This window comes from Donghicola mangrovi (genome assembly GCF_013377535.1).
GTDB lineage: Bacteria > Pseudomonadota > Alphaproteobacteria > Rhodobacterales > Rhodobacteraceae > Donghicola > Donghicola mangrovi.
In genome coordinates this window covers 99,531-124,962 of the sequence record NZ_JABCJE010000005.1, presented here as the reverse complement: position 1 = coordinate 124,962, position 25,432 = coordinate 99,531, and the positions used below count along the sequence as shown (strand labels likewise).

32 protein-coding genes are annotated in these 25,432 nt (G+C 62.5%); 17 read left to right on the top strand and 15 right to left on the bottom strand.

All coding sequences use genetic code 11. The features are described 5' to 3' along the window. The first annotated feature begins 79 nt into the window (after positions 1–79). The 4 genes from meaB to HJ536_RS12470 all read left to right on the top strand — a co-directional run bounded on the left by meaB (position 80) and on the right by HJ536_RS12470 (position 2,505). The gene (gene meaB, locus HJ536_RS12485) at positions 80–1,066 is read left to right on the top strand and encodes a methylmalonyl Co-A mutase-associated GTPase MeaB (RefSeq protein ID WP_176854996.1); all 987 of its coding nucleotides are present in this window, start codon (positions 80–82) and stop codon (positions 1,064–1,066) included. 137 nt (positions 1,067–1,203) lie between these two features. Then, complete coding sequence (gene rpmB, locus HJ536_RS12480; RefSeq protein ID WP_176854995.1) at positions 1,204–1,494, top strand: 50S ribosomal protein L28; 291 nt, start codon at positions 1,204–1,206, stop codon at positions 1,492–1,494. A gap of 91 nt (positions 1,495–1,585) precedes the next feature. Further along, positions 1,586–1,951 carry a DUF2946 family protein gene (locus HJ536_RS12475; RefSeq protein ID WP_177157955.1) on the top strand — a complete coding sequence of 122 codons (366 nt, stop codon included), beginning with the start codon at positions 1,586–1,588 and terminating at the stop codon, positions 1,949–1,951. A gap of 47 nt (positions 1,952–1,998) precedes the next feature. Continuing rightward, positions 1,999–2,505 (top strand): copper chaperone PCu(A)C, encoded by a 507-nt coding sequence (locus HJ536_RS12470; protein ID WP_177157954.1) that lies wholly within the window; start codon positions 1,999–2,001, stop codon positions 2,503–2,505. Positions 2,506–2,556: 51 nt separating this feature from the next. On the opposite strand, the gene HJ536_RS12465 is transcribed toward HJ536_RS12470, so the two are convergent. After that, a complete protein-coding gene (locus HJ536_RS12465) occupies positions 2,557–3,255 on the bottom strand; it encodes an NAD-dependent deacylase (RefSeq protein ID WP_176854992.1) in 699 nt (232 codons plus the stop codon). Positions 3,256–3,309: 54 nt separating this feature from the next. Here HJ536_RS12465 and HJ536_RS12460 point away from each other — a divergent pair, with 54 nt between their 5' ends. Further along, complete coding sequence (locus HJ536_RS12460; protein ID WP_177157953.1) at positions 3,310–3,762, top strand: low molecular weight protein-tyrosine-phosphatase; 453 nt, start codon at positions 3,310–3,312, stop codon at positions 3,760–3,762. Here the strand turns inward: HJ536_RS12460 and HJ536_RS12455 are convergent. Continuing rightward, positions 3,750–4,064, bottom strand: coding sequence for a hypothetical protein (locus tag HJ536_RS12455; RefSeq protein WP_228028474.1), 315 nt, complete (start codon positions 4,062–4,064; stop codon positions 3,750–3,752). The two genes, HJ536_RS12460 and HJ536_RS12455, sit on opposite strands and share 13 nt — an antisense overlap. 308 nt (positions 4,065–4,372) lie before the next feature. Here HJ536_RS12455 and lepA point away from each other — a divergent pair, with 308 nt between their 5' ends. The 3 genes from lepA (at position 4,373) to HJ536_RS12440 (ending at position 7,129) form a co-directional block, all read left to right on the top strand. Next, a complete protein-coding gene (gene lepA / locus HJ536_RS12450) occupies positions 4,373–6,172 on the top strand; it encodes a translation elongation factor 4 (protein ID WP_176854990.1) in 1,800 nt (599 codons plus the stop codon). 184 nt (positions 6,173–6,356) lie between these two features. Next, positions 6,357–6,866, top strand: a complete 510-nt coding sequence (locus tag HJ536_RS12445) for a PhnA domain-containing protein (protein ID WP_177157952.1) — start codon at positions 6,357–6,359, stop codon at positions 6,864–6,866. A 77-nt stretch (positions 6,867–6,943) separates the two neighbouring features. Beyond that, a complete protein-coding gene (locus HJ536_RS12440) occupies positions 6,944–7,129 on the top strand; it encodes a CTP synthetase (RefSeq protein WP_177157951.1) in 186 nt (61 codons plus the stop codon). Here HJ536_RS12440 and HJ536_RS12435 read toward each other — a convergent pair. Next, positions 7,114–7,890 (bottom strand): alpha/beta fold hydrolase, encoded by a 777-nt coding sequence (locus HJ536_RS12435; RefSeq protein ID WP_177157950.1) that lies wholly within the window; start codon positions 7,888–7,890, stop codon positions 7,114–7,116. The genes HJ536_RS12440 and HJ536_RS12435 overlap by 16 nt on opposite strands. A gap of 91 nt (positions 7,891–7,981) precedes the next feature. Here HJ536_RS12435 and HJ536_RS12430 point away from each other — a divergent pair, with 91 nt between their 5' ends. Beyond that, on the top strand, positions 7,982–8,353 hold the full coding sequence (locus HJ536_RS12430; RefSeq protein WP_176854986.1) for a hypothetical protein: 372 nt from the start codon (positions 7,982–7,984) through the stop codon (positions 8,351–8,353). Positions 8,354–8,463: 110 nt separating this feature from the next. On the opposite strand, the gene gndA is transcribed toward HJ536_RS12430, so the two are convergent. The 4 genes from gndA to HJ536_RS12410 all read right to left on the bottom strand — a co-directional run bounded on the left by gndA (position 8,464) and on the right by HJ536_RS12410 (position 13,195). Continuing rightward, complete coding sequence (gene gndA, locus HJ536_RS12425) at positions 8,464–9,879, bottom strand: NADP-dependent phosphogluconate dehydrogenase (RefSeq protein ID WP_176854985.1); 1,416 nt, start codon at positions 9,877–9,879, stop codon at positions 8,464–8,466. 95 nt (positions 9,880–9,974) lie between these two features. Continuing rightward, on the bottom strand, positions 9,975–10,901 hold the full coding sequence (gene argF / locus HJ536_RS12420) for an ornithine carbamoyltransferase (RefSeq protein ID WP_176854984.1): 927 nt from the start codon (positions 10,899–10,901) through the stop codon (positions 9,975–9,977). An 87-nt stretch (positions 10,902–10,988) separates the two neighbouring features. Beyond that, positions 10,989–12,167: an aspartate aminotransferase family protein gene (locus tag HJ536_RS12415; RefSeq protein ID WP_177157949.1), complete on the bottom strand. Its 1,179-nt coding sequence runs from the start codon at positions 12,165–12,167 to the stop codon at positions 10,989–10,991. Between the two features lie 224 nt (positions 12,168–12,391). Continuing rightward, a complete protein-coding gene (locus tag HJ536_RS12410) occupies positions 12,392–13,195 on the bottom strand; it encodes an ABC transporter permease (protein ID WP_228028712.1) in 804 nt (267 codons plus the stop codon). Positions 13,196–13,320: 125 nt separating this feature from the next. Between HJ536_RS12410 and HJ536_RS12405 the strand changes: the two genes are divergently transcribed. From HJ536_RS12405 to HJ536_RS12395, 3 genes are all read left to right on the top strand, one after another. Beyond that, positions 13,321–13,914, top strand: coding sequence for a GcrA family cell cycle regulator (locus tag HJ536_RS12405; RefSeq protein WP_176854982.1), 594 nt, complete (start codon positions 13,321–13,323; stop codon positions 13,912–13,914). A 144-nt stretch (positions 13,915–14,058) separates the two neighbouring features. After that, positions 14,059–15,435 (top strand): 30S ribosomal protein S12 methylthiotransferase RimO, encoded by a 1,377-nt coding sequence (rimO, locus tag HJ536_RS12400; RefSeq protein WP_177157948.1) that lies wholly within the window; start codon positions 14,059–14,061, stop codon positions 15,433–15,435. Between the two features lie 333 nt (positions 15,436–15,768). After that, complete coding sequence (locus HJ536_RS12395) at positions 15,769–16,356, top strand: hypothetical protein (RefSeq protein WP_176854980.1); 588 nt, start codon at positions 15,769–15,771, stop codon at positions 16,354–16,356. Between the two features lie 63 nt (positions 16,357–16,419). Here HJ536_RS12395 and HJ536_RS12390 read toward each other — a convergent pair whose 3' ends face one another. From HJ536_RS12390 to HJ536_RS12380, 3 genes are all read right to left on the bottom strand, one after another. Then, positions 16,420–16,776: a YigZ family protein gene (locus tag HJ536_RS12390; RefSeq protein ID WP_177157947.1), complete on the bottom strand. Its 357-nt coding sequence runs from the start codon at positions 16,774–16,776 to the stop codon at positions 16,420–16,422. A gap of 38 nt (positions 16,777–16,814) precedes the next feature. Then, entirely contained in the window at positions 16,815–17,069 is a 255-nt protein-coding gene (locus tag HJ536_RS12385; protein WP_176854978.1) for a DUF6455 family protein, read from the bottom strand. A gap of 69 nt (positions 17,070–17,138) precedes the next feature. After that, positions 17,139–17,861 carry a M48 family metallopeptidase gene (locus HJ536_RS12380; RefSeq protein WP_176854977.1) on the bottom strand — a complete coding sequence of 241 codons (723 nt, stop codon included), beginning with the start codon at positions 17,859–17,861 and terminating at the stop codon, positions 17,139–17,141. Positions 17,862–18,155: 294 nt separating this feature from the next. Between HJ536_RS12380 and HJ536_RS12375 the strand changes: the two genes are divergently transcribed. Next, positions 18,156–18,395: a hypothetical protein gene (locus HJ536_RS12375; protein WP_176854976.1), complete on the top strand. Its 240-nt coding sequence runs from the start codon at positions 18,156–18,158 to the stop codon at positions 18,393–18,395. Here the strand turns inward: HJ536_RS12375 and HJ536_RS12370 are convergent, their stop codons facing one another. Next, the gene (locus HJ536_RS12370; protein WP_176854975.1) at positions 18,396–18,650 is read right to left on the bottom strand and encodes a DUF167 domain-containing protein; all 255 of its coding nucleotides are present in this window, start codon (positions 18,648–18,650) and stop codon (positions 18,396–18,398) included. 65 nt (positions 18,651–18,715) lie between these two features. Here HJ536_RS12370 and HJ536_RS12365 point away from each other — a divergent pair, with 65 nt between their 5' ends. The 3 genes from HJ536_RS12365 to HJ536_RS12355 are packed head-to-tail and all read left to right on the top strand — an operon-like array spanning position 18,716 to position 21,148. Next, the gene (locus HJ536_RS12365) at positions 18,716–19,822 is read left to right on the top strand and encodes a class II histone deacetylase (protein WP_177157946.1); all 1,107 of its coding nucleotides are present in this window, start codon (positions 18,716–18,718) and stop codon (positions 19,820–19,822) included. 58 nt (positions 19,823–19,880) lie between these two features. Continuing rightward, the gene (locus tag HJ536_RS12360) at positions 19,881–20,459 is read left to right on the top strand and encodes a nitroreductase family protein (RefSeq protein ID WP_177157945.1); all 579 of its coding nucleotides are present in this window, start codon (positions 19,881–19,883) and stop codon (positions 20,457–20,459) included. Beyond that, the gene (locus tag HJ536_RS12355) at positions 20,456–21,148 is read left to right on the top strand and encodes an EI24 domain-containing protein (protein ID WP_177157944.1); all 693 of its coding nucleotides are present in this window, start codon (positions 20,456–20,458) and stop codon (positions 21,146–21,148) included. Before HJ536_RS12360 ends, HJ536_RS12355 begins: the two co-directional genes overlap by 4 nt. 15 nt (positions 21,149–21,163) lie before the next feature. On the opposite strand, the gene HJ536_RS12350 is transcribed toward HJ536_RS12355, so the two are convergent. Together HJ536_RS12350 and mce are read right to left on the bottom strand one after the other, a co-directional pair. Continuing rightward, the gene (locus tag HJ536_RS12350; protein WP_176854971.1) at positions 21,164–21,454 is read right to left on the bottom strand and encodes a DUF1467 family protein; all 291 of its coding nucleotides are present in this window, start codon (positions 21,452–21,454) and stop codon (positions 21,164–21,166) included. Beyond that, positions 21,454–21,858 carry a methylmalonyl-CoA epimerase gene (mce, locus tag HJ536_RS12345; protein WP_176854970.1) on the bottom strand — a complete coding sequence of 135 codons (405 nt, stop codon included), beginning with the start codon at positions 21,856–21,858 and terminating at the stop codon, positions 21,454–21,456. Before mce ends, HJ536_RS12350 begins: the two co-directional genes overlap by 1 nt. Before the next feature lie 156 nt (positions 21,859–22,014). On the opposite strand from mce, the gene HJ536_RS12340 reads away from it, so the two are divergent. After that, a complete protein-coding gene (locus tag HJ536_RS12340; RefSeq protein WP_177157943.1) occupies positions 22,015–22,737 on the top strand; it encodes a response regulator in 723 nt (240 codons plus the stop codon). Here the strand turns inward: HJ536_RS12340 and HJ536_RS12335 are convergent, their stop codons facing one another. Both HJ536_RS12335 and HJ536_RS12330 read right to left on the bottom strand, forming a co-directional pair. Next, positions 22,738–23,961 carry a DUF1501 domain-containing protein gene (locus HJ536_RS12335; protein ID WP_177157942.1) on the bottom strand — a complete coding sequence of 408 codons (1,224 nt, stop codon included), beginning with the start codon at positions 23,959–23,961 and terminating at the stop codon, positions 22,738–22,740. Between the two features lie 4 nt (positions 23,962–23,965). Beyond that, the gene (locus HJ536_RS12330) at positions 23,966–25,360 is read right to left on the bottom strand and encodes a DUF1800 domain-containing protein (protein ID WP_177157941.1); all 1,395 of its coding nucleotides are present in this window, start codon (positions 25,358–25,360) and stop codon (positions 23,966–23,968) included. Between the last annotated feature and the right edge of the window lie 72 nt (positions 25,361–25,432).

The window sequence follows — 25,432 nt, the reverse complement described above, 5'->3', positions numbered from 1 at the left end:
GTGTTAGCGCCCGTCCACGGGTGGACAGCGCCCTGCCCCCTTGGCACAAACGCCAGCGATACGGAGGAAGGGTTTGGCAATGAACATCACCGATATGGGCGATCGCATTCTGGCGGGGGACCGGCGGGCTTTGGCACGGGCCATCACGCTGGTGGAAAGTGGACGGGCCGACCACCGCGAACAGGCGACCGAGCTGTTGGAATACCTGCGCCCCTGTGGCCGTCAGGGCCTGCGGATCGGCCTGTCGGGAACGCCCGGTGTGGGGAAATCTACGTTCATCGAGAGCTTCGGCATGATGCTGACCGCCCTTGGCCTGCGGGTGGCAGTGCTGGCGGTGGACCCCAGTTCGGCGCGCTCTGGCGGCTCCATTCTGGGGGATAAAACGCGGATGGAGCGCCTGAGCCGCGATCCGATGGCCTTTATCCGCCCCTCTCCCAGCCAATCGCATCTTGGCGGTGTGGCCCGCCGCACGCGCGAGGCAGTGGCCCTGTGCGAGGCCAGCGGCTTTGACATCATCCTGATCGAGACCGTGGGCGTCGGCCAGTCCGAGACCGTTGTGGCCGAGATGTCCGACCTGTTTATCCTGCTGATGGCCCCCGCTGGCGGTGACGAACTCCAAGGTGTGAAACGCGGGATCATGGAGATTGCGGACATCATTCTGGTGAACAAGGCCGACGGCGATCTGAAGCCCGTCGCCACCCGCACCCAAGCCGATTACGCCGGTGCCCTGCGCCTGCTGCGCAAACGCCCGCAGGACCCCGAAGGTTTTCCCAAGGCGATGTGCGTCTCCGCGCTCGAGGAAAAGGGCCTGCAAACCGCGTGGGACGAGATGCAGACCCTGTCGGGTTGGCGCCGCGAACAGGGGTTCTTTGACCAGCGCCGTGCGGATCAGGCCCGCTACTGGTTCGAAGAAGAGGTCCGCCAGTCCCTCTTGGCCCAGTTGACAGCCCCCGGTGCCTTGCGCGACAAAATGCAGGCCCTTGGTGCAGAGGTTGCGCAGGGTCAGGCGACCCCAAGTTCGGCAGCGCAAGAAATGTTGAAAACATTGGGGCTGGTTGACGGGTGAATCGCTTGACGTTCCCTTGAATCTCACCTAAACGACCGCGATACGGATTTTGGGGCGTAGGAAATTGCGCCCCTTTGATATTCGAGGGCGCAGTGGCGCCCAGCCACTGAACATCGAGATCGAAACGAGGACATAACATGGCTCGCCGCTGCGAACTGACCGGAAAAGGCCCCATGACTGGCAACAACGTCAGCCATGCAAACAACAAAACCCGCCGCCGTTACCTGCCCAACCTGAACGACGTGACCCTGCAGTCCGAGACTCTGGGCCGTGGCGTGAAGCTGCGCATTTCGGCTGCTGCTCTGCGTAGCGTCGACCACCGCGGTGGTCTGGACGCGTTCCTTGCAAAAGCCAAGGACGTTGAGCTGTCGGACAACGCGCTGAAGATCAAAAAAGAGATCGCAAAAGCGCAGGCTGCAAACGCCTAATTTCAGGTTTTGCACCACTCACGAAAAGAGACCCTGCACCATTCGGTCGCAGGGTCTTTTTTTGTCTCTAGACTTGTGGCGCCCCGCGCCAATGCCTAATCCTCGTGCAATGCGGAAACTTCGGCTCGATATCCTTAGCCTGATGATGGCCTTGCTCATGGCGTTCACCGCCGTGCACATGGGCTATATCCGCGGCATGTCCCCCGCTGTGGGCCAGATGGAACTGTGCACCGGCACAGGCCCCGTCACCGTTGGCGTGGACAGCGAAGGCAAGCCTGCCTCTTTGCATTACTGCCCCGACTGCGCGCTGACGCTGCTGGCGGCGGTGGCTCCGTGGCAGCCCGAAACATTTGCCCCCAGCGGGCACCACATTACCCCCTTTGAGATCGATAACTGGCGCGCCCATGGCGCAACCGCGCCCACCGCGCGGGCCCGCGCGCCCCCTGCTCTGGCTTGATTTCCAACAGACCTAGACCAGACAATATCGAACCAAAGGACAATCCTATGACCCTGACCCTCAAGGCGATTCTCGCCGCCGCTGTGTGTGCCCTGCCCCTGACTGCAGAAGCCGAAATCACCGTGACCGACGCCTATGCCCGCGCGGCATCCACCAATGCCAAATCCGGCGCGGCCTTCTTTGTGATCCAGAACACCGGCACCGAAGACGACCAGCTGATCGACGCCCGCTCTGACGTGGCCGCCAAGGTCGAGCTGCACACCCATATCGCGGACGGCAACGGCGTGATGCAGATGCGCCGCGACGAAGACGGCTTTCCCGCGCCCGCCAACGGCACCCATGCGCTGGCCCGTGGCGGGGACCACGTGATGTTCATGGGTCTGAAAGAGCCCTTTGATCAGGGCAAGATCATCCACGTCACGCTGGTCTTCGAAAAGGCCGGCGAGATCGAGGTCGACATCCCCGTCGATCTGGAGCGTCAGGACGCCCACGGCGCGATGCAGCATGGAAACATGGAGCATGGCAAAATGGACCACGGGAAAATGGCCAACTGAGTTCGCTAGGGACAGCACACCAACAGGGGCGGCGCCGGAAACGGGCCGCCCTTATTTTCTGACGGACAGCATTTTATCGACCCACTCGGGAACAATCTCGCTTGCTTTGCCGAACTCGGCCTTGCAGAAGTCGCTCACCACAGAGGACGGCTCCAGATTCAGCTCGACCGTCACTGCACCGTGCCGCCCCGCATCCTGCACAAAGGCCGCCGCCGGATAGACGTTGCCGCTGGTGCCGATGGCGACAAAGTAGTCGCAGCTGCGCAGATGATCCCAGATCTCTTCCATGTAATAGGGCATCTCGCCGAACCAGACGATGTCGGGACGGGTGGCGACCTCTTTGCACTTGGGGCAGCGGTCGGTGATGTGCATGACCAAGGGCGCAGGCCAGCGGTGTTCACAGGCGGCACACAGCGCCCCCTCCAGAAAGCCGTGCATGTGCAGGACGTTCTTGCTGCCCGCCCGCTCGTGCAGACCGTCCACGTTCTGGGTCACGATCACGACCTCTCCGGTCAACTCCTGCTCCAGCTTGGCAAGGGCATAGTGGGCGGCGTTGGGCTCGGCCTTGCGGGCTTGGGCGCGGCGGGTGTTGTAGAAGGTCTGGACCAGCTTCGGATTGCGGGCGAACCCTTCGGGAGTGGCAACGTCTTCGATCCGGTGCTGGGCCCACAGGCCCCCCTCGTCGCGAAAGGTCCCCAGCCCGCTTTCGGCGGAAATACCGGCGCCCGTCAGAATCACGATCTTTTCCATTGCTCTGCCCTCTGTTAGCCCGTTTTTACTCTACCCTGACAAAGGAGCCGCCCCATGACCAGTATCCTCTTCGTGTGTCTCGGGAACATCTGCCGGTCCCCGTCCGCCGAGGGCGTTGTGCGGGCGATGGCGGGCGATCTGGACCTGTCACTGGACAGCGCGGGAACCGGCCCCTGGCATGTAGGCGAGGCTCCCTATGGGCCCATGCAAACCGCGGCCACCGCGCGGGGCTATGACCTGAGCGATCTGCGCGCCCGCCAGATCACCAAAGGCGATTTCGACCGCTTTGATCTGATCATCACCATGGACAAGGGGAACCAGCGCGACGTGCTGGCCCTGCGCCCCAAGGGCAACCAGACGCCGGTGCGGATGCTGTCGGACTACAGCAAAAAGCCCGGCACAGATGTACCGGACCCTTATTACAGCCGCGATTTCGACGGCACGCTGGATATGATCGAGGATTGCGCGCGCGGCCTGATCGCCGCGCTACGAGATCACGAGCAATAAGCCTCGGCGGTCTGGCCAAAGCGTTTGTAACGCTCCCAGAAGGCTTTGTGGCTGCGGTTGTCGGACATTTTGATTTCCTGTGCCTTGTCCGAGTCCTTGAAGAACTGGGCCGCCTGACGCTGGTCCGAGTTCGACAGGGTCTGGTCTGCCACGCGGCCGATGCAGCCACACAGCGATGCCGACGCCTGCGGGCGGTCGGATTGGCGGCACGCCCGTTCAACGGGGCCGGCCAAGGTTGCGGTGGCGCAGGTGCTGGCCAGAAGGCCCGCAGTGCACAGGATGGTAAGAGTTTTACGGATCATGACTGCTCGTCCCTAGCTATAAGCTGCTATTTGCAAGAAGGATGCCGCATCAGGATTTACGATTCAATGCGGGGGACGGTTTTGTTCCCTTGTTTTGCTGGCATCGGCAGTGATTTGCCGAGATTCCCCCATGATTTTGCAACTTTGCGCTGAACGCACCGCACATCTGCAACGACCTACCCGTTTGCCCTGCCGCCGGGGTGCGAATCTGTGCCCGTGCCACAGGCGATCAAAAACCTTCGTGTACAGGGCTTGCAGGCCCATCGAGTCGCTTGACCAAACCTGTTTTCCACAGCATATCGCCGTGCATGACAGAGCTCTCGAACATCCGCAATTTCTCGATCGTTGCCCACATCGACCACGGTAAATCCACCCTGGCCGACCGGCTGATTCAAATGACTGGCACCGTCGCCGAACGTGACATGAAGGCCCAGCTTCTGGACTCCATGGACATCGAGCGCGAGCGCGGGATCACCATCAAGGCGAACACCGTCCGGATCGACTATCCGGCCAAGGACGGTCAGACCTATGTGCTGAACCTGATCGACACCCCCGGCCACGTGGACTTCTCCTACGAGGTCAGCCGCTCGATGCAGGCGGTCGAGGGATCGCTCTTGGTCGTCGACTCGACCCAAGGGGTCGAGGCCCAGACGCTGGCCAACGTGTATCAGGCGATCGACGCCAACCACGAGATCGTGCCCGTCCTCAACAAGGTGGACCTGCCCGCATCCGACTGCGCCCGTGTGGCCGAGCAGATCGAGGATGTGATCGGCATCGACGCATCGAACTCGATCCACATTTCCGCCAAGACCGGCGTCGGCATCCCCGATGTCCTCGAGGCCATCGTCACCCGTCTGCCCGCCCCCAAGGGCGACCGCAATGCGCCCCTAAAGGCCATGCTGGTGGACAGCTACTATGACGCTTACCTTGGCGTTGTGGTCATTATCCGCGTCATCGACGGCGTCATCAAAAAGGGTGACCGCATCAAGATGATGAAAACCGGCGGCCAGTACCCCGTTGAAAAACTGGGTGTCTTCCGTCCGCAGATGCAAGACATCGCGGAACTCGGGCCGGGCGAGATCGGCTTCTTGACCGCGTCGATCAAACAGGTTCGCGACACCCGCGTCGGTGACACCATCACCACCGAGAAGAAGGGTTGCGAGGTTCCGCTTCCCGGCTTCAAACCGTCGATCCCCGTGGTTTTCTGTGGTCTGTTCCCCGTGGACAGCGCCGAATTCGACGACCTGCGCAACGCGATCGAGAAGCTGGCCCTGAACGACGCGTCGTTCAGCTATGAAATGGAAAGCTCGGCGGCGCTGGGTTTCGGTTTCCGCTGCGGCTTCTTGGGTCTGCTGCACCTCGAGGTGATCCGCGACCGTATCGAGCGGGAATACAACATCGATCTGATCACCACTGCGCCGAGCGTGGTGTACCACGTCTTCATGAAAGACGGCGAGATGATCGAGCTGCACAACCCCGCCGACATGCCCGACCTGTCCAAGGTCGATCATCTGGAAGAGCCCCGCATCAAAGCGACCATCATGGTGCCCGACGAATATCTGGGTGACGTGCTGAAGCTGTGTCAGGACCGCCGCGGCGTGCAGCTGGACCTGACCTATGCCGGTGCCCGTGCGATGGCCGTTTATGACCTGCCCCTGAACGAAGTCGTCTTTGACTTTTACGACCGCCTGAAATCGGTGACCAAGGGCTATGCGTCCTTTGACTACCAGATGAGCGGCTATCAGGAAGACCAGCTGGTCAAGATGCAGATTCTGGTGAACGACGAACCGGTGGACGCGCTGTCGATCATGGTGCACCGCACCCGCGCCGAAACCCGTGGCCGTGCCATGTGCGAAAAGCTCAAAGAGCTGATCCCCCGGCACATGTTCAAGATCCCGATCCAGGCTGCCATCGGTGGCAAGGTGATCGCCCGTGAAACACTGGCCGCCCTGCGCAAGGACGTGACCGCCAAGTGTTACGGCGGCGACGCCACCCGTAAGCGCAAGCTGCTGGAGAAGCAGAAAGCCGGTAAGAAAAAGATGCGCCAGTTCGGCCGCGTCGAGATCCCTCAGGAAGCGTTTATCAACGCGCTCAAGATGGACGATTGATCGGAAAGGCGCCTTCGGGCGCCTTTTTCTTAGGGCGGGGTTGGGGGCTCTGCCCCCGTCCGCGTGCCGCGGCCTCCCCCGGAGTATTTGAACAAAGGTGAAAGACACATGCGAGAAGTATGTTTTCGTTGCGTGCGGCTTCGCCTAAGGGGTGGGCAACAGTATTTCATCCGAAGGTTCCCCGATGCCCTGCGCCCTGTGTTCTGCTGAAACCGAGACCTCTGCCTACGCCGTGACCGGCGGCCCCGAAGGCGCCACCACCGAGATTTGCGAAACCTGCGCCGAGCAGATCGCAGAAACCACCACGCCCGAGCATTGGCGCTGCCTTGGCTCGTCCATGTGGTCCGAGGATGCGGCAACGCAGGTTCTGGCCGCGCGTCTGTTGCGCCGTCTGGAAGATCAGGACTGGGCCCGCGACCTGAGCGAGCAGCTGTGGCTGGACGAAGAGCGTCAGGCTTGGGTCGAGAACGAGATCAAGGAAACCGTGCACCGCGATTCCAACGGCGTTCAGCTGGCCACAGGCGACACCGTCGTTCTGATCAAGGACCTGCCCGTGAAGGGTGGCGGCTTTACCGCCAAGCGCGGCACCGCTGTGCCCCGTATTTCGCTGGTTCCCGACAACGCCGAGCACATCGAGGGCCGCGTCGAAGGCCAGCGCATCGTCATCCTGACCAAGTACGTCAAGAAACGCTGATCCAGATCAAGGATCACATTTCAATATTGGAATACGAATCTCCTCGGGAACGCGCAAAGTCCCGAGGAGGTTTGCAGATGCTACGTCTTGCCCTGACCCTGTTCTCTTTGATTTCGACGACCCTGATGGGGACCGGCGTTGTGCTGGTGCTGACCATGGGGTTGGACACGCTTACACCCATTCTGGGTGCCGCTGCCGCCGGTTTCCTGATTGCCCTGCCGATCAGCTGGTTCGTCGCCAAGCAGATTTACGAAAACGCCTGAGCCTCGATCCACGCCTGAACGGCGGCCTCGAATTCGCGGGGCTTTTCCGCGTGCAGCCAGTGGCCCGCACCGGGAATTTTGAAGAACCGCGAATTGGGGAAATGCGCCTTGGCGGCCTCTCGGCCCGCGGGGGTGACATAGGTGCTTTCGGCCCCTGACAGGAACAGAACCGGCCCGTCATAGGTGCGGCCTGCCATCTCGGCGGCGGGCCAGCCGACCACGGTGGCCATCTCGCGCGCCAGCACATCGAGGTTCAGGCGCCAGCGCTTTTCCTTGACGTCCAGCGACTGCAGAAGGAACGCCCGCACGCCGTCCTCGGGCACGGTTTCGGCCATCAAACGGTTCGCATCCCCGCGCGTGTTCACGGCCGACAGGTCCAGCCCACGCATCGCCTCAATGAACTGGATTTGCGTGTGGTCATAGGCCACGGGCGCAATGTCGGCGACGATCAGCCCTTTGACCAGATCGGGCCGCGTCAGCGCCAGCACCATCGACGCCTTGCCGCCCATGGAATGGCCCAGAACAATCGCGCCGCCGGGCATTTCAGCCTCGATCACCTGCGCCAGATCGTTGGCCATATCGTGATAGGTATGTTCATCGTACCAAGGGCTGTCCCCGTGGTTGCGCTGGTCCACCGCGACCACGCGGCGATCTTCGGACAGGCGGCGCGAAATAACGCCCCAGTTCCGCGCCGATCCATAAAGGCCATGCACGATCATCAAGGGCGGCTGGCCTTCGCCATAAATGTCTACATTCAACATCTTTGTGTAAAAGTCCCGGGCTCGGTTGCATTCCAGTATGTGTCGCAACCTGATAAACCATCTTACGCCCCCAAAGGCGAGAGGATGCCCAATGGACCCGCGGGAAATCGCGAATATTGAAACCGAAGTCTCGGATCTGATGAAAACCCGCCTTGGGATCAAGGCGCCAACGCTTCAGGGACAGACCCGCAAGGCCCAGAAACGCCTGCCCCGCAAACTGCGCCGCGCGGCGCAGGAACTCAGCGAATCGTCTGCACTGGCCACCCACCCCAAGCTGTCTCGCATGATCGACCAGACCAGCGCGAACCGGAACGCAAAGGCCCTGCGCAAGCACCTTGGCAGCATCGACACCACCGGACGCAGCCGCAAACGCCGCCTCGGGATCATCAGCTCGATCATGTTCAACATGTTGGTCCTTGGGGGGATCATCCTCGCCGTTCTGGTCTGGCGCGGCCTGATCTGACCCAACGCAAAAGGCCGCCCCGACTTGCGGAACGGCCTTTCTTCATCTTGGCGAAAATACCCCGGGGGGGCCTGCCAGCGGCAGGCGGGGGCAGAGCCCCCTCCCCCGTTTTACATCCCGTGACCGGCCCAAGGACCGTGCAGTCCGGTCTCGTCGCTATCCACACGCTCGAACCCGTGGGCGCCGAAATAGTCGCGCTGCGCTTGGATCAGGTTGGTCGTACCACGGCTGTGGCGCATGGTGTCGATGAACGACAGCGCGCTCGACAGGGCGGGAACAGGCTGGCCACTGATGGCCGCTGCGGCGACCACACGGCGCAGGGCGGGCAGACCGCCCACGACCTTCTCGCGCAGACCATCCGCCAGATAGAGCTGACCGTTCGGCAGACCGCCACGATGCGCGCCGCTGATCTCGTCCAAGAGCACGCTGCGGATGATGCAGCCTGCGCGCCAGATTTCGGCCACGCGGGCCATGTCCAGATCCCAGCCATAGGTGTCCGACGCCGCCTGCAGCACGCGGAAGCCCTGCGCGTAGGCCAGAATGCGCGACACAAGGAACGCGCTCTTCAGGTCTTCGGGCTCGACCACGACGGCTTCGGTGCCTGCGGGGGTCAGGGCCGCCTCGCCTGCGTTACGCACCTCGGGTTCTGCCGACCAGGACCGCGCCGCAACGGCGGCTTCGATGGTGGTGGCGGATTGGCCCAGCTTCAGCGCCTCGATCACGGTCCAGCGGCCGGTGCCCTTCTGGCCTGCCTTGTCGGCGATCATGTCGACCATGGGCTTGCCGCTCTCGGGGTCGGTGGCGGTCAGGACGGCTTCGGTCACTTCGACCAAATAGGAGCCCAGATCGCCCTTGCCCCATTCCCCGAACAGGGTGCCAATGCGGCCCGCGTCCCAGCCTGCGTCACGCAGCAGGCCGTAAACCTCGGCGATCATCTGCATGTCCGCGTATTCGATGCCGTTGTGAACGGTCTTCACAAAGTGGCCCGCGCCGTCCGGCCCCAGATGCGCCGCACAAGGGGCGCCTTCGAACTTGGCCGCAATGGCTTCGATGATGGATTTCACCGGCGCATAGGCGTCTGCGGTGCCGCCAACCATGATGCTGGGACCATGACGCGCACCTTCTTCGCCGCCAGACACACCCATGCCAAGGAACTTGAAGCCAGCCGATTCCATATCGGCGGTACGGCGGCGTGTGTCGTGGAAGTCAGAGTTGCCCGCGTCGATCAGGGTGTCGCCTGCGGCAAGCAGGGGCTTCAGCTCTTCGATCATGGCGTCGGTGGGGGCACCGGCGGGGGTCATCAGGATGATGAAGCGAGGCTGGGGCAAACGGCCAACGAAATCAGCCAGATCGCCCGCGCCCTCGAGGTTCGAGGCCAGATCGCCAGCCTCGGCAATGAATTCGGGCACACGGGCGTGGGTCCGGTTCTGGACGACCACATGGGCGCCCTTTTCAGCCAGGTTCAACGCCAGCGCGCTGCCCATGGTCCCAAGGCCGATCAGCCCGATTTTCTGTGCTTCAACCATCCCACACTCCTATCAAAAGTCGCGTGATATCTAACGCCGTTACCGCAAACATCAAGCGACTTTCGTCGTAGAGGGGCTGTGCACAGGTGCAGGGATCAAACCCCGAGGCACCAGCGCATCACGGCCTTTTGGGCGTGAAGACGGTTTTCTGCCTCGTCGAAAATGACGCTCTGGGGGCCGTCCATGACGTCCGAGGTCACTTCCTCGCCGCGGTGGGCGGGCAGGCAGTGCATGAAGATCGCGTCGTCCTTGGCGGCGGCCATCAGCTCGGGGTTCACCTGATAGGGACGCAGCAGGTTGTGGCGGCGTTCCTTGGTGGACTGGCTGTCATGCATGGACACCCAAGTGTCGGTCACGACCAGATCCGCGCCCTCGACCGCCTTGAAGGGGTCACGCTCGATGCTGACCTGCGAGCCCTTGGAGCGGGCATAGCCCACGAACTCTGCCTCGGGGTCCAGCTTTTCGGGGCCGGTGTAGGTGAAATCGAAACCGAACTGGCCAGCCGCATGCAGGAAGGACGCGCAGACGTTGTTGCCGTCACCGGACCAGACCACCTTTTTGCCGGCGATATCGCCGCGGTGTTCGCGGTAGGTCAGCATGTCGGCCATGATCTGGCAGGGGTGGGTGCGGTCGGTCAGGCCGTTGATCACGGGCACGGTCGAATGCTCGGCCAGTTCCAGCAGCACGGATTCGTCGAAGGTGCGGATCATGATCATGTCCACATAGCGCGACAGAACGCGGGCGGTGTCGGCGATGGTTTCGCCGTGGCCCAGTTGCAGGTCGTTGCCCGACAGAACCATGGTCTGACCACCCATCTGGCGCACGCCGACGTCAAAGCTGACGCGGGTCCGGGTCGAGGGTTTTTCGAAGATCAGCGCAACCATGCGGCCCGCCAGAGGCTGGTCCGCGTCGGGCATGCCCTTGGGCTGGCCCTTGCGGGCGTTCTTCATCTGCTCGGCGTTGGCAAGCATCGCCAGAAGATCGGCTTGGTCGGTTTTGTGAATGTCTAGAAAGTGGTTCATCACGGTGTCTTTCTGTCGGGCCCGGGTGGGGGCGCTGCCCCCGTCCGCCTTTGGCGGCCTCCCCCGGAGTATTTTTGCAAGAAGAAATCAGGCCTGTTTCAGGGCCGACGCAACGGCCTCGAAGCGGCTGAGGGCTTCGGAGATGTCTTCGTCGGGGATGTTCAGGGCGGGCAGCAGGCGCACCACGTTGTCCCCGGCGGGGACGGTCAGAAGGCCCGCGTCATAGGCGGCTTTGACCACGTCGGTGTTGGTGACCTTGCATTTCAGGCCGATCATCAGACCAAGGCCGCGGACGCTGTCAAAGAGGTCGGGGTGACGGGCGACCAGAGATTCCAGACCCTGACGCAAAAGGCCCGCCTTGCGGTTCACTTCGGACAGGAAGTCGGGTGTGCTGACGATCTCCATGACTTTGTTGCCGACGGCGCAGCCCAGAGGGTTGCCGCCATAGGTCGAGCCATGGGTGCCTGCGGTCATGCCGCTGGCCGCGTCCTCGGTCGCCAGAACCGCGCCGAGGGGGAAGCCGCCGCCGATGCCCTTAGCCACCATCATGATGTCCGGGGTCACGCCCGCCCATTCGTGGGCAAAGAGTTTGCCGGTCCGGGCGACGCCGCATTGCACTTCGTCCAGCATCATCAGGGCGCCGGTTTCGTTGCACAGGGCGCGAATGCCCTTGAGGCAGACATCGGGCAGCGGGCGAATGCCGCCCTCGCCCTGAACGGGCTCGATCAGGATGCCGGCCACGTCGGGCTGCTGGATCGCCTCTTTGATGGCGTCATGATCGCCGAAGGGCAGATGGCGGAAACCGGGCAACAAGGGCGCGAAGCCTTTGGTCATTTTCTCGCTGCCAGCGGCGGCGATACCGGCCGAGGAGCGGCCGTGGAAGCTGCCCTCAAAAGTTATGATCACATGACGCTCGGGCTGGCCTTTGTCGTACCAGTATTTGCGCGCCATTTTGACCGCCAGCTCGCAGCTTTCGGTGCCCGAGTTCGTGAAGAACACGGTGTCGGCAAAGGTGGCGTCGACCAGACGGTCGGCCAGCTGCTGCTGCTGGGGAATGTTGTACAGGTTCGACACATGCCACAGGGTCTGCGCCTGCTGGGTCAGGGTCTCGGTCAGCGCGGGGTTGGCGTGACCCAGGGCGTTCACAGCGATACCCGCCCCCAGATCGAGAAAGCGTCGGCCGTCAGCCTCGATCAGCCAGCTACCTTCGCCTTTGACGAAGGACAGGGGAGCGCGATTGTAAGTGGGCAGAACCGAAGGGATCATGGCATTCTTCCTTGTGGATGAAGGCTTTGGTGGCCTGTAGGGCCGTTCAAGTCAACGATTTCAGGTATTTTGCAAAAGATGGCGTGCGAAAAAAGCACAAGATGACGGAGCCGTTACGCGGCGAATGCGCGTCGGCGTCGGTCGGCTGTGACAGCACGGAAGATCGACAGGGTCATCATGCCCTGCGCATAGCGCGGCGCAGGGCAAAAATAAAGAAGATTCGTTCACGCCTTGAGGCGGTAACCGGTGCGGAACATCCACCACGCGACCAGATTTACAGCGATCGCCGCCGTCAGGCCAAAGCAGAAACCGAACAGCGGATTGCTGTCCGAAATCCCCAGCACTGACCAGCGCACCCCGTCGATAAAGTAGAAAATCGGGTTCAGGTGGGTGATCTGGTAAAGACCGACGGGCATCGCCTCGACCGAGTAGAAGGTACCCGACAGGAAGGCGAGTGGCGTGACGACGAAATTCGTGATCGCGGCAATTTGATCAAACTTCTGCGAATAGACCGCCGCGACCATGCCCATCCCGCCCATAAACGCGGACCCGACGATGATGAAGGCCAGCGCCGCGAAGGGGTGCTTTAGCCCCGTGCCCAGAAACAAGAGAATCGCTAGGGCGATCACGATGGCCACCAGAACCCCGCGGACGATGCCGCCGGCCAGATAACCCAGCACCATTTCGCCTGCCGACAGGGGCGGCATCAGCGTGTCGACGATATTTCCCTGCACCTTGGCGCTGACGATCGAGGACGACACATTGGCGAATGCGTTCTGGATCACGGTCATCATCAGGATGCCCGGTGCGATGAAGTGGACAAAGGGTACACCCATCACATCCCCCCTTGTGGGGCCGATTGCTATGGCAAATATGGTCAGAAACAGGCCTGCGGTCACAATAGGTGCGGCCAGCGTCTGGTTCCAGACCGCCAGAAACCGGCGGCATTCGCGCTCTGCCAGTGTCATCAGGCCTAGCCAGTTCACCCGACCAAAGCGGCGTTCTCCCATTTCGTTCGTCTGCGACATGTGCCGATTTCCCTAGAATGCTTTGCGTGCCTTGTAACGCGGCGTGGGATGATTAGAATAGGGCCTCGACCAATTTCTGTTAGGCTGTCCCCCTTCGGACGCCTTTGACCATCAAGGAAAGCTGTATGTCCTGGACCGACGAACGCGTTGAGCTTCTGAAAAAGATGTGGGGCGAAGGCCAATCGGCAAGCCAGATCGCCAAGGAGCTCGGTGGCGTGACCCGTAACGCGGTGATCGGCAAAGTGCACCGTCTGGGTCTGTCGAACCGCAATGCGGGCGGCGCGGCTGCGGCGGCGCCTGCCGCTGCTCCCGAACCCAAGGCGGCACCGAAACCCAAGGCCGAAGCCAAGCCCAAACCCGCGCCCAAGCCCGAGCCCGCCCCTGCGGCCGCGGCCCCCGCGCCCGAAGCGCGCCCTGTGCCCGTGCCGACCCCGGCCCGCAAGGCGATCATTCCGGCCGGTCAGCCCCTGCCCCCGCAGCCCTCGGCCAACGAGATCCCTGCCGAGGCTCTGGCCAAGGTGAGTGAAGTCGAGAAGAAGGCAAAGCGCCTGACCCTGATGGAGCTGACCGAGCGCACCTGCAAATGGCCCGTGGGCGATCCGGCGACCCCGGACTTCTGGTTCTGCGGCCACCCTGTCCAGCAGGGCAAGCCCTATTGCGAGGCACATGTTGGCGTGGCGTTCCAGCCCGTGAACAACAAGCGGGACCGTCGCCGCTGAACTCTTGGCGCCGGTGCCCTGTGGGTGGCGGCGCGTTAATGAGTATTTAAAGCAAAGAAGAAGCAGGGGGCTGGATCAGGCCCCTTTCGTCGTTTTTGGTTGCAAGGTGGTGTTGCCTTGTGGCCGCTAGCCGGTGGACCGACCATGAGCCAGAACCCCCCGAACCTGCGACCCGACCTTGCGCCCCGTGCGCTGATCCGTGACGAGGCCCGCCCCGGCCAGCCGACCATCGGGATGGTGTCCTTGGGCTGTCCCAAGGCGCTGGTGGACAGCGAGCGCATTCTGACCCGCCTGCGGGCCGAAGGCTATGCGATCAGCCCTGACTATTCTGGCGCGGATGCGGTGATCGTGAACACCTGCGGGTTTCTGGATTCGGCCAAGGCAGAGTCTTTGGAAGCGATCGGCGAGGCGCTGGCCGAGAATGGCCGCGTGATCGTGACCGGCTGTCTGGGGGCAGAGCCCGAATACATCACCGGCCACCACCCCAAGGTTCTGGCCGTCACCGGCCCGCACCAGTACGAGCAGGTGCTGGATGCGGTGCACGGGGCGGTGCCCCCCAGCCCCGATCCGTTTGTGGATCTGCTGCCTGCCAGCGGGGTCAGCCTGACGCCCCGCCACTACAGCTATCTCAAGATTTCCGAGGGCTGTAACCACAAGTGCAAATTCTGCATCATCCCCGATATGCGCGGCCGCTTGGTCAGCCGTCCGGCTCATGCCGTCGTGCGCGAGGCCGAGAAACTGGTGCAGAACGGGGTCAAGGAACTGCTGGTGATTTCACAGGACACCAGCGCCTATGGCGTCGACATCAAGCACGCCGAGGAGCGCGGCCACCGCGCCCACATCAAGGACTTGGCGCGCGATCTGGGGTCCTTGGGGGCGTGGGTGCGGTTGCACTATGTCTACCCCTACCCCCATGTGCGTGACCTGATCCCGCTGATGGCAGACGGGCTGATCCTGCCCTATCTGGACATCCCCTTCCAGCACGCGCACCCTGACACGCTGAAGCGGATGGCGCGCCCTGCCGCTGCCGCCAAGACGCTGGACGAGATCGCCGCTTGGCGCGACGTGTGCCCCGACATCACCCTGCGCAGCACCTTTATCGTCGGCTACCCCGGCGAGACCGAGGCAGAGTTCCAGACCCTGCTGGATTGGTTAGATGAAGCACAGCTGGATCGCGTCGGTTGCTTCCAATACGAAAACGCCGCGGGCGCCCGTTCCAACGATTTGCCCGACCATGTGCCCGACGAAATCAAGCAAGAGCGCTGGGAACGCTTCATGGAAAAGGCTCAGGCCATTTCCGAAGCCAAGCTCGAGGCCAAAGTTGGCAAGACGCTGGAAGCGATTGTTGACGAAATCGACGAAGACGGGATCGCTACCTGCCGCACCTGGGCCGACGCCCCCGAGATCGACGGCAACCTCTTTATCGACGAGAGCACCGAGAATCTGTCAGTCGGTGACATCGTTAAGGTCGAGGTCGACGAGGCCGGAGAGTATGATCTTTGGGGAAAAATATCCGACTGAGAACGAAGCACCCCTAGGGACGAATCTTGGAAAAGCGGCGCAAAAGCGCCGCTTTTTCCGTTTTCAGGGCAGGTCCGTACAGTTTGACCCATTCGCCCTATTGTTCACGTATCGAGAACAAGCAAAAACCACAATCGGCCCTCAGACTTTTATTCAAAGTTCCGATTAATTTCCCTTTGTTTTCATGAGGATGGATTTATCCGCGAAACAATCCCGTCCCTAGGCGTTTATTTTTTCGTAATTTTTTCAAATAGCCCCTAAACAGAAGAAAATTTGATGGCACAATAAGTTGGTCCTGAAATGTACGGGGCGTTCCAATTTGAGGATTAATTTATGCTAAAGTTTCTGAGTGCAGCTGGAATGTGCCTGCTTCTGGCCACCGGCGCGCAGGCGACGACCGTGAATTTCGCGGGTCCCTACGGGTCGACCGGCACCTTCGAAGACAACGGCGGTAACGGTTGGTACAAGGATAAGTCTGCCACTTATCCCGGTACCGATTTCCTGTATCGCCTGAAAGGTTCGAACAGCAAGTCCGACACCAACATCATCACCTCGCTGACCTTCACCGGCTTTACCGGTGTGGTCGCGCTGACCACCCAGTGGGTCTATGGCACCTACGACAAGAACGGCGCAAGCAACGACCCGTTCGGTCTGATCATCAACGGCAAGAAGGTGCAGCTGTCCGACGACGCCGGCATCAGCCTGCAGGGCGGCAAGTACGAATTCACCGTCAAGCCGACCGACAGCTTCTCGTTCTACATCGACTCGCTGGATGACAAATTCGGCAAAGCGGTCGCGACGATCTACGGCAAGGGCGACCTTGCTCCGATCCCGCTGCCCGCAGCACTGCCCATGGCCGCAGCTGGCCTGATGGTTCTGGGTGGCTTTGCCTCCCGCCGTAAAAAGCGCAAACTGGCGTAATCTCCAACTACGTCTGGATGTGCTTTGGGCGGCCCGGCCCCAACCGGGTCGCCTTTTTCCGGGTCAGGTCGCGAAGGCGTCCAGCCATTCGCGCACACAGGTCTGGACATGGCGGAAGCGATCACCCCCCAGATGCTTTCCGCCATACCACCGCGTGACCACGATCACCGTATCGCGGACGTCATCGCGCTCCAGCATCCGCAGGATCACCATGCCTGCGCCGCTTTCTCCGTCATCGTTTTTCAAGGGTTCGCCATCGGACGGCAAAAGCGCCCACGTGTTGTGGGTCGCTTTGGCGTATTTCTTGTCCCGCTTCAGCTCTTTCAGGAAAGCTTCGGCCTCGGCCTTGTTACGGGCGGCCCCACCCGAGACCGCGTATTTCGATCCGCGGTCTGTCACGACTTGTTCCAGCTGTTTCATGCCCCCGCCATAGCAGGCGCGGGCGCGGGTGCGGAACCCTAGATCTTCAGCTTGGCAAAGGTGTCCGCGTTCCGGCAGAAGTCGGGGGTCGCGTCGGCACCGTCCTTGTGGGCGGCCAGCCAGTCGTTGCACTCGCAGGGGCTGGTGCAGCCGGTGCACTTGTTCACCATCTGGCGCAGGTCCTCGCCGTCCAGATTGCCGCGTTGCATGGTCTCGATCAGGTCAACGCCAAGGGTGTCCGCCATTTCGGCAACCAGCTTGGCATGGTGTTCAAAGCGTTCGGATACAGACATTCGGGGCCTCCAGCACATAAGGTTCCCCGGCAGTGCAACATTAGTTGCGCCCCGATACGTTGACCCAGATCAATAACCCACCAGGGCGGCGGCTTCCCGCACAACCTGCAGGCGTTGGGCATTCGGCGGATGAGAGCCCAGGAACCGGTCACCGGGATCAGGGATACGGGCAAAGAATTGCGCGCCCCGCACGGGGTTATACCCGGCCTCGGCGGCGATCAGCGTACCCAGTCGGTCGGCCTCTAGCTCGTAGCGTTTGGCATAGTAGCGCGAGCCCACGATCGCCCCCAGATTGACCGCATCCTCAAGCGCCTTGTCCTGCAACCCACTGGCACTGGCCAGATTTCCAAAGATCACAGCGCCGGCTTTGGCGCCCTCGGTGCTTTTCTTGATGTGCCCCAGCAGGTGGTGAGAGGCCTCGTGCCCCAGCACAAAAGCCAGCTCGTCCTCGTTCCGGGCGTCGGCGATCAGAGCGACGGTAAAGATGATGATCGGACGGCCCCAGCGGTCCTGCGTCTGATAGGCGTTGGGCGGCGCGTTCGGGTCCGCATCCACCATGATCGTCAGATCGCACAGAAACCGCTCGGTCTCCTCTCGGCAGATCGATTCGGCCACGGGCTCGACCCGCGACACCACACGCACGAATCTCTCGGCTGCCGCATCGGCCTGCGCAGAGATCCCCGCCGTCTGATCGGGGGCGCCGGTATACCCGCGGGCGTCGGGTTCTTCTGGAAGGGGCACAGCACAAGCGGCCAGCAAGGCCAGCACAGGAAAGAGGAAGAAGTGTTTCATGTCAGAGAGAGAATGGCGTGTTCGGCGCGCCTGTTCCAGCGCGTTTAGTCTTACCGATACGTATGGGTAGAAGGCCATTTTCACCGAAAATAAAGGAAAAATTCATCTTTTACAAAGATAGTGCGCCCCCTGTGGCAGGCAATCCACCACGATGTCGCGAAGGGGGACCATTTCCCTTTTGCATCAATCCCTTAGGTAGATATGCACCAAAGTACAGGGTGCTATGATGCGAATGCGTTCATCTAAATGTCATGCAAGGCTTGATTGCCGCTAACAGCAGGGTACGCTTGGCATATGTTTTCGATAGAGCACGAGTTTGACGCAACTGTTGTAACCTTGGTCGATGAGGGCCCCTCCCCCTTCGCCGAGGATGTGATCATCAACGCCTTCGAGGATTGCGTCACACTAGAACAATATGACCAGCGAACCGATCAGGTGATGAAAGTCACCCTGAGCCTGAGCCAGCTGCGCGACCTTGGGGCCGCGCTCGACCTACCCGAAGGGGTCTATACGCTGCGCCGGGCCGAGGCCTGATCACAGGACGCGAAAAACCTTGTCACGGCTGGTATGCCCTCTTACCAGCTCTAGCCGTGATTTCGGTACGCCAACCGCTTTGGAGAGCAGCTTCACCACAGCGGCATTGGCCTTGCCATCCTCTGGCACGGTCGTGACATAGACGCGCAGCGCGCCGTCCTCTTCCTTGATCGCGTTGCGCGACGCCTTGGGGGTAACGCGGATTGCGATTTCGGTGCCTACTTGGGCCAGATGGGTCAGGTCGGGATCAGCCATAATTGCCCTCTAGCACTCTGGTGCGCCCCCGCCTAGTCTGACCGGAAATTTCGGGGGTTAGACTGATGGCTACAGGATTTTTCTGGGACGAAGGGTGTTTCTGGCACGGGGGCGGGCACTATGCGTTCACCTATCCGGTGGGCGGCTGGGTGCAGCCCCTCGTCGCGGGCGGCCTGCCCGAGGCACCGGAAACCAAGCGCCGTCTGAAAAACCTGATCGACCGCTCCGGCCTGTCCAAGGAACTGCGCATGTCCGGCGCCGATCCCGTGACGTGGTCGGAAATGCTGCACGTCCACCCTGAGCCGTTCCTCAGCGAATTCAAACGCCTGTCCGATAACGGCGGCGGAGAGTTGGGGGAACAGGCCCCCTTTGGCCCCGGTGGTTTCGAGATTTGCGCGCAGTCCGCAGGCTTGGTGCGCGGCGCGCTGTTCTCGGTCCTGACCGGCCAGACTGCCAACGCCTATGCCCTATCGCGCCCACCGGGCCACCACGCCCTGCCCGATCACCCCAACGGCTTCTGCATCTTGGCGAACGTCGCCATCGCCACCGAATGCGCCATCGCCGAAGGGTTGGCCGGCCGCGTCGCCATCATCGACTGGGACGTGCACCACGGCAACGGGACCGAGGCGATCTTCTATGACCGCCCCGATGTGCTGACCATCAGCCTCCATCAGGACCGCAACTACCCCGAGGACACTGGCGCCTATACCGATCGCGGCGCAGGCCCGGGCGAGGGGTTCAACATCAACATCCCCCTGCCCCCCGGCACCGGCCATCACGGCTACCTCTATGCGTTTGATCAGATCGTCCGCCCCGCGCTGGATGAATTCCGCCCCGACGTGATCATCGTCGCCTGCGGGTTCGATGCGGCGATTGTGGACCCCCTGTCGCGCATGATGTGCACCGCCGAGACCTATCGCCTGATGACCCGCAGCCTGATGGAAGCCGCCGAAGAGCATTGCGAAGGCCGCCTCGTGATGGCACACGAAGGGGGCTACTCGGAATTTTACGTCCCCTTCTGCGGCCATGCCGTGCTTGAGGAGATGTCAGGCAGCACAATCACCGTTCCCGACCCCTTGGCCGAAACCTATGACGCCCGCCAGCCCGGCCCGCGACATGATGCCATGGTCGAAGCGGAAATTAACGATATCGCCGCGCACGTTCTGCCCTAAAGGGTTGAACTGACGCGCCCCACTGCCGACATAGGCCCTAGTAATTTTAGGACGACCGATGACCGAGAAAAACCAAGCCGCCCTCGATTTCCTGCTGACCCGTCAGAGCTATCCCATTCTGGCGCTGCAACAGCCCGCACCGGACCGCGAGACCCTGACCACCATCCTCACCGCCGCCGCCCGCACCCCCGACCACGGGAAACTGGTGCCTTGGCGCTTTGTCGTGCTGGAGAAAGCCGCGCTGGAGCGCGTGTCGGGCATGATCGCGAAACGCGGGCCGGAACTGGGGATCGAGCAGGCCAAGATCGACAAGCCCGTCGGCGTCTACGGCAAAAGCCCCGTCGCCGTTGTCGTTCTGGAAAGCCCCGTGGACAGCGACAAAGTCCCCGCGGTCGAGCAGACCTATTCCACCGGCGCCGTCTGTCTGGCGCTTGTGAACGCCGCGACTGCCGCCGGTTTCGGCGCGAACTGGGTGTCGAACTGGTTCAGCCATGATCGTCAGTTCATCACCGAAGCCTTCGGTGCCGAACCTCACGAGCGTGTCGCTGGCATCATCCACATCGGCACCAAAGGCCCCGAGGCCCCCGACCGTCCGCGCCCCGATCTGGAGCAGATCGTCACTTGGGTTGCTGAATGACCCAGATCCTCAAGGCCCTGTCGCTGAGCCTCGCACAGCTCAGCGATCCGCGCTTCCGGTCGGTCCTCCTCAAGGGGATCGGCCTTGCCATCGCTCTGCTGGCAGGCATCTACGCCATCGTCATGTGGATCGTCGGCTGGCTCTTGGGGGACTCGGTCACCCTGCCGTTTATTGGCGAGGTCACTTGGGTCGATAACGTGGTGTCGTGGGGCTCGATCCCGCTGATGCTGCTGCTCTCGACGTTCCTGATGGTGCCCGTGGCCTCGGCCATGACCGGCATCTTTCTGGACGACGTGGCCGACGCGGTCGAGGATCAGCACTACGCCGGTCTGCCCCCCGCACAGCACGTCCGTCTGGCAACCAATATCGGGGACTCCCTGCGCTTTATGGGCGTCATCGTGGTGGCGAACCTTCTGGCGCTGGTGCTGTATCTGATCTTTGCGCCCTTTGCGCCGCTGATCTTCTGGGCCCTGAACGGGTTCCTGCTCAGCCGCGAATATTTCCAGATGGTCGCTGTGCGCCGCACGGACCGCGCCGGAATGAAGAAGATGCGCCGCAAGAACGCGCTCAGCCTGTGGCTGGCGGGCGGGCTGATGGCCCTGCCCCTGTCGATCCCGCTGTTGAACCTGCTGGTTCCGGTGGTGGGCTGCGCCGTGTTCACCCACCTGTATCATCGTCTGCCGCGTTAACCGCGGCAGACCAATTTACTTGCCCACCTCGATGGGCTGGGGGCGGATGGATTTCCACGGGTCCATGTCCCGAATGGACAGACCGCCAAACACAATCACCGATGCAATCGCTGCCCAGATGAGCGTGCCCCAGATGGTCACGATCAGCGCCACGCGCTTGGGCTTGAAATCTGCCGGTGCGCCCGCAGGCGTGCCGGGCACAACCTCGCCTTCATCCCCTTGGGTCCGCAGTTTCAGCGGCAGGGTGATAAACAGGGTCATAAACCAGCAGATCGCATATAGAACGATGGCCGCGGTGATCGTCATCAGACTTGCTCCAGTTCCACGAGGCAGCCGTTAAAGTCCTTGGGGTGCAAGAACAGGACGGGCTTGCCATGGGCGCCGATCTTGGGCTCGCCCGAGCCCAGAACACGTGCGCCGGTTGCTTTCAGGTGATCGCGTGCCGCGATAATATCGTCCACCTCATAGCAGACATGGTGGATGCCGCCAGAGGGGTTCTTTTCCAGAAAGCCGTTGATCGGGCTGTTCTCACCCAAAGGGTAGAGTAGCTCGATCTTGGTGTTCGGCAATTCGATGAAGATCACGGTCACGCCGTGGTCGGGTTCGTCCTGAGGCTCGCCCACTTTGGCACCCAGCGCGGTGCGGTACTGTTCGGCGGCGGCCTGCAAATCGGGCACTGCAATAGCGACGTGGTTCAAACGTCCGATCATAATGTCGTCTCCTCCTGTTGGGTCGGGGGTAGTTATCGCGCCGCACCGCAGCGCTTGTCCAGCGCCGCCAAGGTCGCAGGGCGTTAACCCCACGTTATCCATGCGGCCGGTATCCTGAAGGAAATCGCCCCAGTCCCCGAGTCGAGGAGAAACCCGATGAACGATGACGACCTGCGTAACCGGATGACCCGCCCCACCCCGACGCGCCCCCTGAACGGCCTGAGCCTGCTGCTGGTCGAAGACAGCCGCTTTACCTGCGAGGCGCTGCGCCTGATGTGTATGCGCTCTGGCGCCCGCATCCGCCGCGCCGACTGCCTGCGGTCTGCCCACCGGCACCTTAGCATCTATCGCCCCGATTGCCTGATGGTGGATCTGGGCCTGCCCGACGGCAACGGTTGTGAGCTGCTTCAGGAACTGACCGACACCGGCACCCGCCCGCCCGTGCTGATCGCCATCTCGGGCGACGTCTCGCAACGCCAAGCGGCGCTGGACGCGGGCGCCCACGCCTTTCTGGCCAAGCCGCTGTCGTCGCTGGCGGTGTTTCAGGAAACCATCCTTGGGCACCTGCCCCTGAACCGCCACCCCACCGGCCCCCGCATGATCAACGAAGAAACCATCCGTCCCGATCAGCTGGCCTATTACGACGACCTCAGCCATGTGGTGCACATGCTGGACGAGGGCCGCGAAACCATCGGGGACAAGCTGGGTTACGCCCTGCAATTCCTGCGCGGCGTTGCGATCAGCGCCGACGACACCCCGATCTCTGACGCGGTCGAGGAACTGTCGCGCGCAGTCAGTGGCGGGCATGCCATCGGCACCGCCCGCGCCAATCTGGCCGCGCTCTTGCAACAGCGGATGAACGCGCTGGCCGTGGCCTGATCACAGGATCAGGTTCGGATCGTTCCCCATGTCCAGACCGGGGAACACGCTGGTTTCCAGCAAGGTCCGGTCGATCCCGAACAAAGACCGCAGCGTCCACGCCGCGTGGGCGCGCACATCGCGGGTCGGCATCAGATCGCGCCGCGCATACAGGTCGCTGTCCCCCAGCCCCGGCCAATCGGCCCAGACCTGACCGCCGCGCAGCGCGCCGCCCGCCATCACCATCGCACTGCCCGTCCCGTGGTCCGTTCCGGCCGAGCCATTGACCCGCGCCGTCCGCCCGAATTCGGTCATCGCCAGCACCACGGTCTTGCCCCAGACATCGGGGCCCAAACGGTCGTGCAGCAGACCGATCACCTCGGCCAACTGGGTGCCAGAGCGGGCAATCGCCTTGGCCTGCCCCTTGTGGGTGTCCCACCCGTTCAGCGAAAAGGCCGCGATCCGCGCCTCTTCCTTCAGCCGTGCGGCGGCGAATTCCGCCAGCATGGTGTGCCCGTCCGCCGCCTGTTTGCGGCTGGCCTCGGCGCGCTCCATCACCATTTCTTGGGCGTCCATGACGTTTTCGGGCACGTCGATCAGCCCCAGACTTTCCGCAATATGGATCGCGTCCGACACCGCGCCCGCGAACAGCGGGTCATCGTGGTGAACGGTTTCCAGCAGCAACCGCGCCTGAGGGCTCAGGTTCAGGTCCGACTCGGGCGCCCAAGTGCTGACCGGCGCATCGCCCCGCATCAGCAGCATCCGGTCGCGCCCTAGCGCAAAGCTGGTCTCGCCTGTCACGCCGGGCACGCTTTGCAGCAGGCGATTCAGCCAGCCATCCCGCCGCGCCGCGCCATCCAGCCCGACGGTGCCGGCCTCTAGCAGGTCCTGCCCGTCAAAGTGGCTGCGCTGGTCGCGGTATGGCGTGCTGACCGCATGGGCAAAGCCCAACCCGCCCTGTTTCCACAGGGGGCGCAGGGGCTCTAGCGACGGGTGCAGCGCATAGAACCCGTCCAAATCCGCCTCTCCGACCGAGCCGCCGGTCAGCCCGCCCCGCAGCGCCGCATACTCGCGGTCGCCGTAAGGGCGCACCATATCCAGCCCGTCCATCGCCCCGCGCAGGATGATCACCACCAACCGCGCATCCCAAGGCGCCGAGGCCAACGCCACCGGCGTCATAAACGGCGAAGCCGCCGCCGAGCAGCCCAGAATAGCGGACCGGATCAGGAAATCACGTCTCTTCATAGGCTTATCTCCTCTGGAACGCGGGCGAGGACAGGATCAAGCCCACGCCTTCCCACTCGGTTTCGGCCGCCTTGGCGGCAAACTGCACGGCCTCAGGGGCGCGGTCCCCCAGCGCCACCTGCACAAAGGCCCGCGGGTCCGGCAGCCGCGTCGTCAGGGTTTGCGGCGCGGTCATGGACCACTGGATGCGCTCGGCCAGACCTTGGGGGCTGATCCAGCGATCATCCGCCTCGGGGAAACCATCGGGGCCGTTAGGCCGCTGCCACGACTGCCCCATCAAGGACATGGGCAGCAGGAACAGCGCCTGAATATTGCGGGGGTTCATGCGCTCCAGCATGGCGGGGTGCACGTCCAGCGCCCGCATTGCGGACACCATGAAATCAAAGGGCGGCTTCACATTCGCGGGCGCCTCGTCCCACGACACGGGGTGTTCCAGCATCGCGCGGTAGCCTGCGCTCAGGTCCCCATCCGCCCCGATCATCGCCGCCGCCATATGCTCGACCAAGCCTTCGTCCGGCTGGTCAGCTACGAAATGCACCGCCAGCTTGCGGGCCAAGTGGCGCAGGGTCACGGGATTGCGCGCCAGATCCTCGATGAACTCGCGGATATCGGCCTCGCGCGTTTTGGGGTCCCCGCCCCAACTGCGGCCCAAAATCTGGAACGGCCCGCGCTCGGCATAGTTCGGGCGCACCACCATATCGGTGTCTTCGTTGATGTTCAGGCCGGTCAGCAGCCCCGCCAACCCCGTCACATCCGCCTGAGTATACCCGCCGCCGACGCCCAGCGTGTGCAGCTCCAGCATCTCGCGGGCGAGGTTCTCGTTCAGGCCCAGCTTCTTTTTGGGGCGCTTTTCGGCGGCCACGCTGGTGGGGCCAAAGTTGCGCTGCTGGTCCAGATAGACCTGCATCACCGGATGGGTCGCCGCGGCCCACAACATATCGGCAAAGCGCCCCGCCACATGGGGCCGGATCGCCTGTTCGGGATAGGCGGCCATCGAATGCTGATAGAGCTGACTGCGCGGCGCGGTGGCAAAATGGTCCGACCAGAACCACACCAACCGTTCGCGCAACCCGTCTTCGGTCATCACCCCGCGCAAAAGCTGCGCACGGATCATGTCGATCTCACCCTGCCGCAGCTTGCGCTTCTGGGCGGTCAGCGCCTTGCGAGCGGGCTCTTCGGCCTCGGTGTCGCGGACGGCGTTGCGGGCCTTCAAGAGGTCGCGGTATTCGCGGATGTCTGCGCCCCCCTGCCCGTCGAAACGCGGGATGGGATAGGACTGCGCCATCTGGTCGGAACCCGCCAGACGACGCAGCATATCGTCTATCCCCTGCGGAGCGGCCACGCGCGGGGACAGACCGGTACCAAACCGGATTTCCGCCAAGGCTGGATCGAACACCATGCAAAACCTCTGGAATCTACAGCAATTTCAGCGCCCAGCATGAACAAAGGCAGCGCGATTCGCATCGCACTG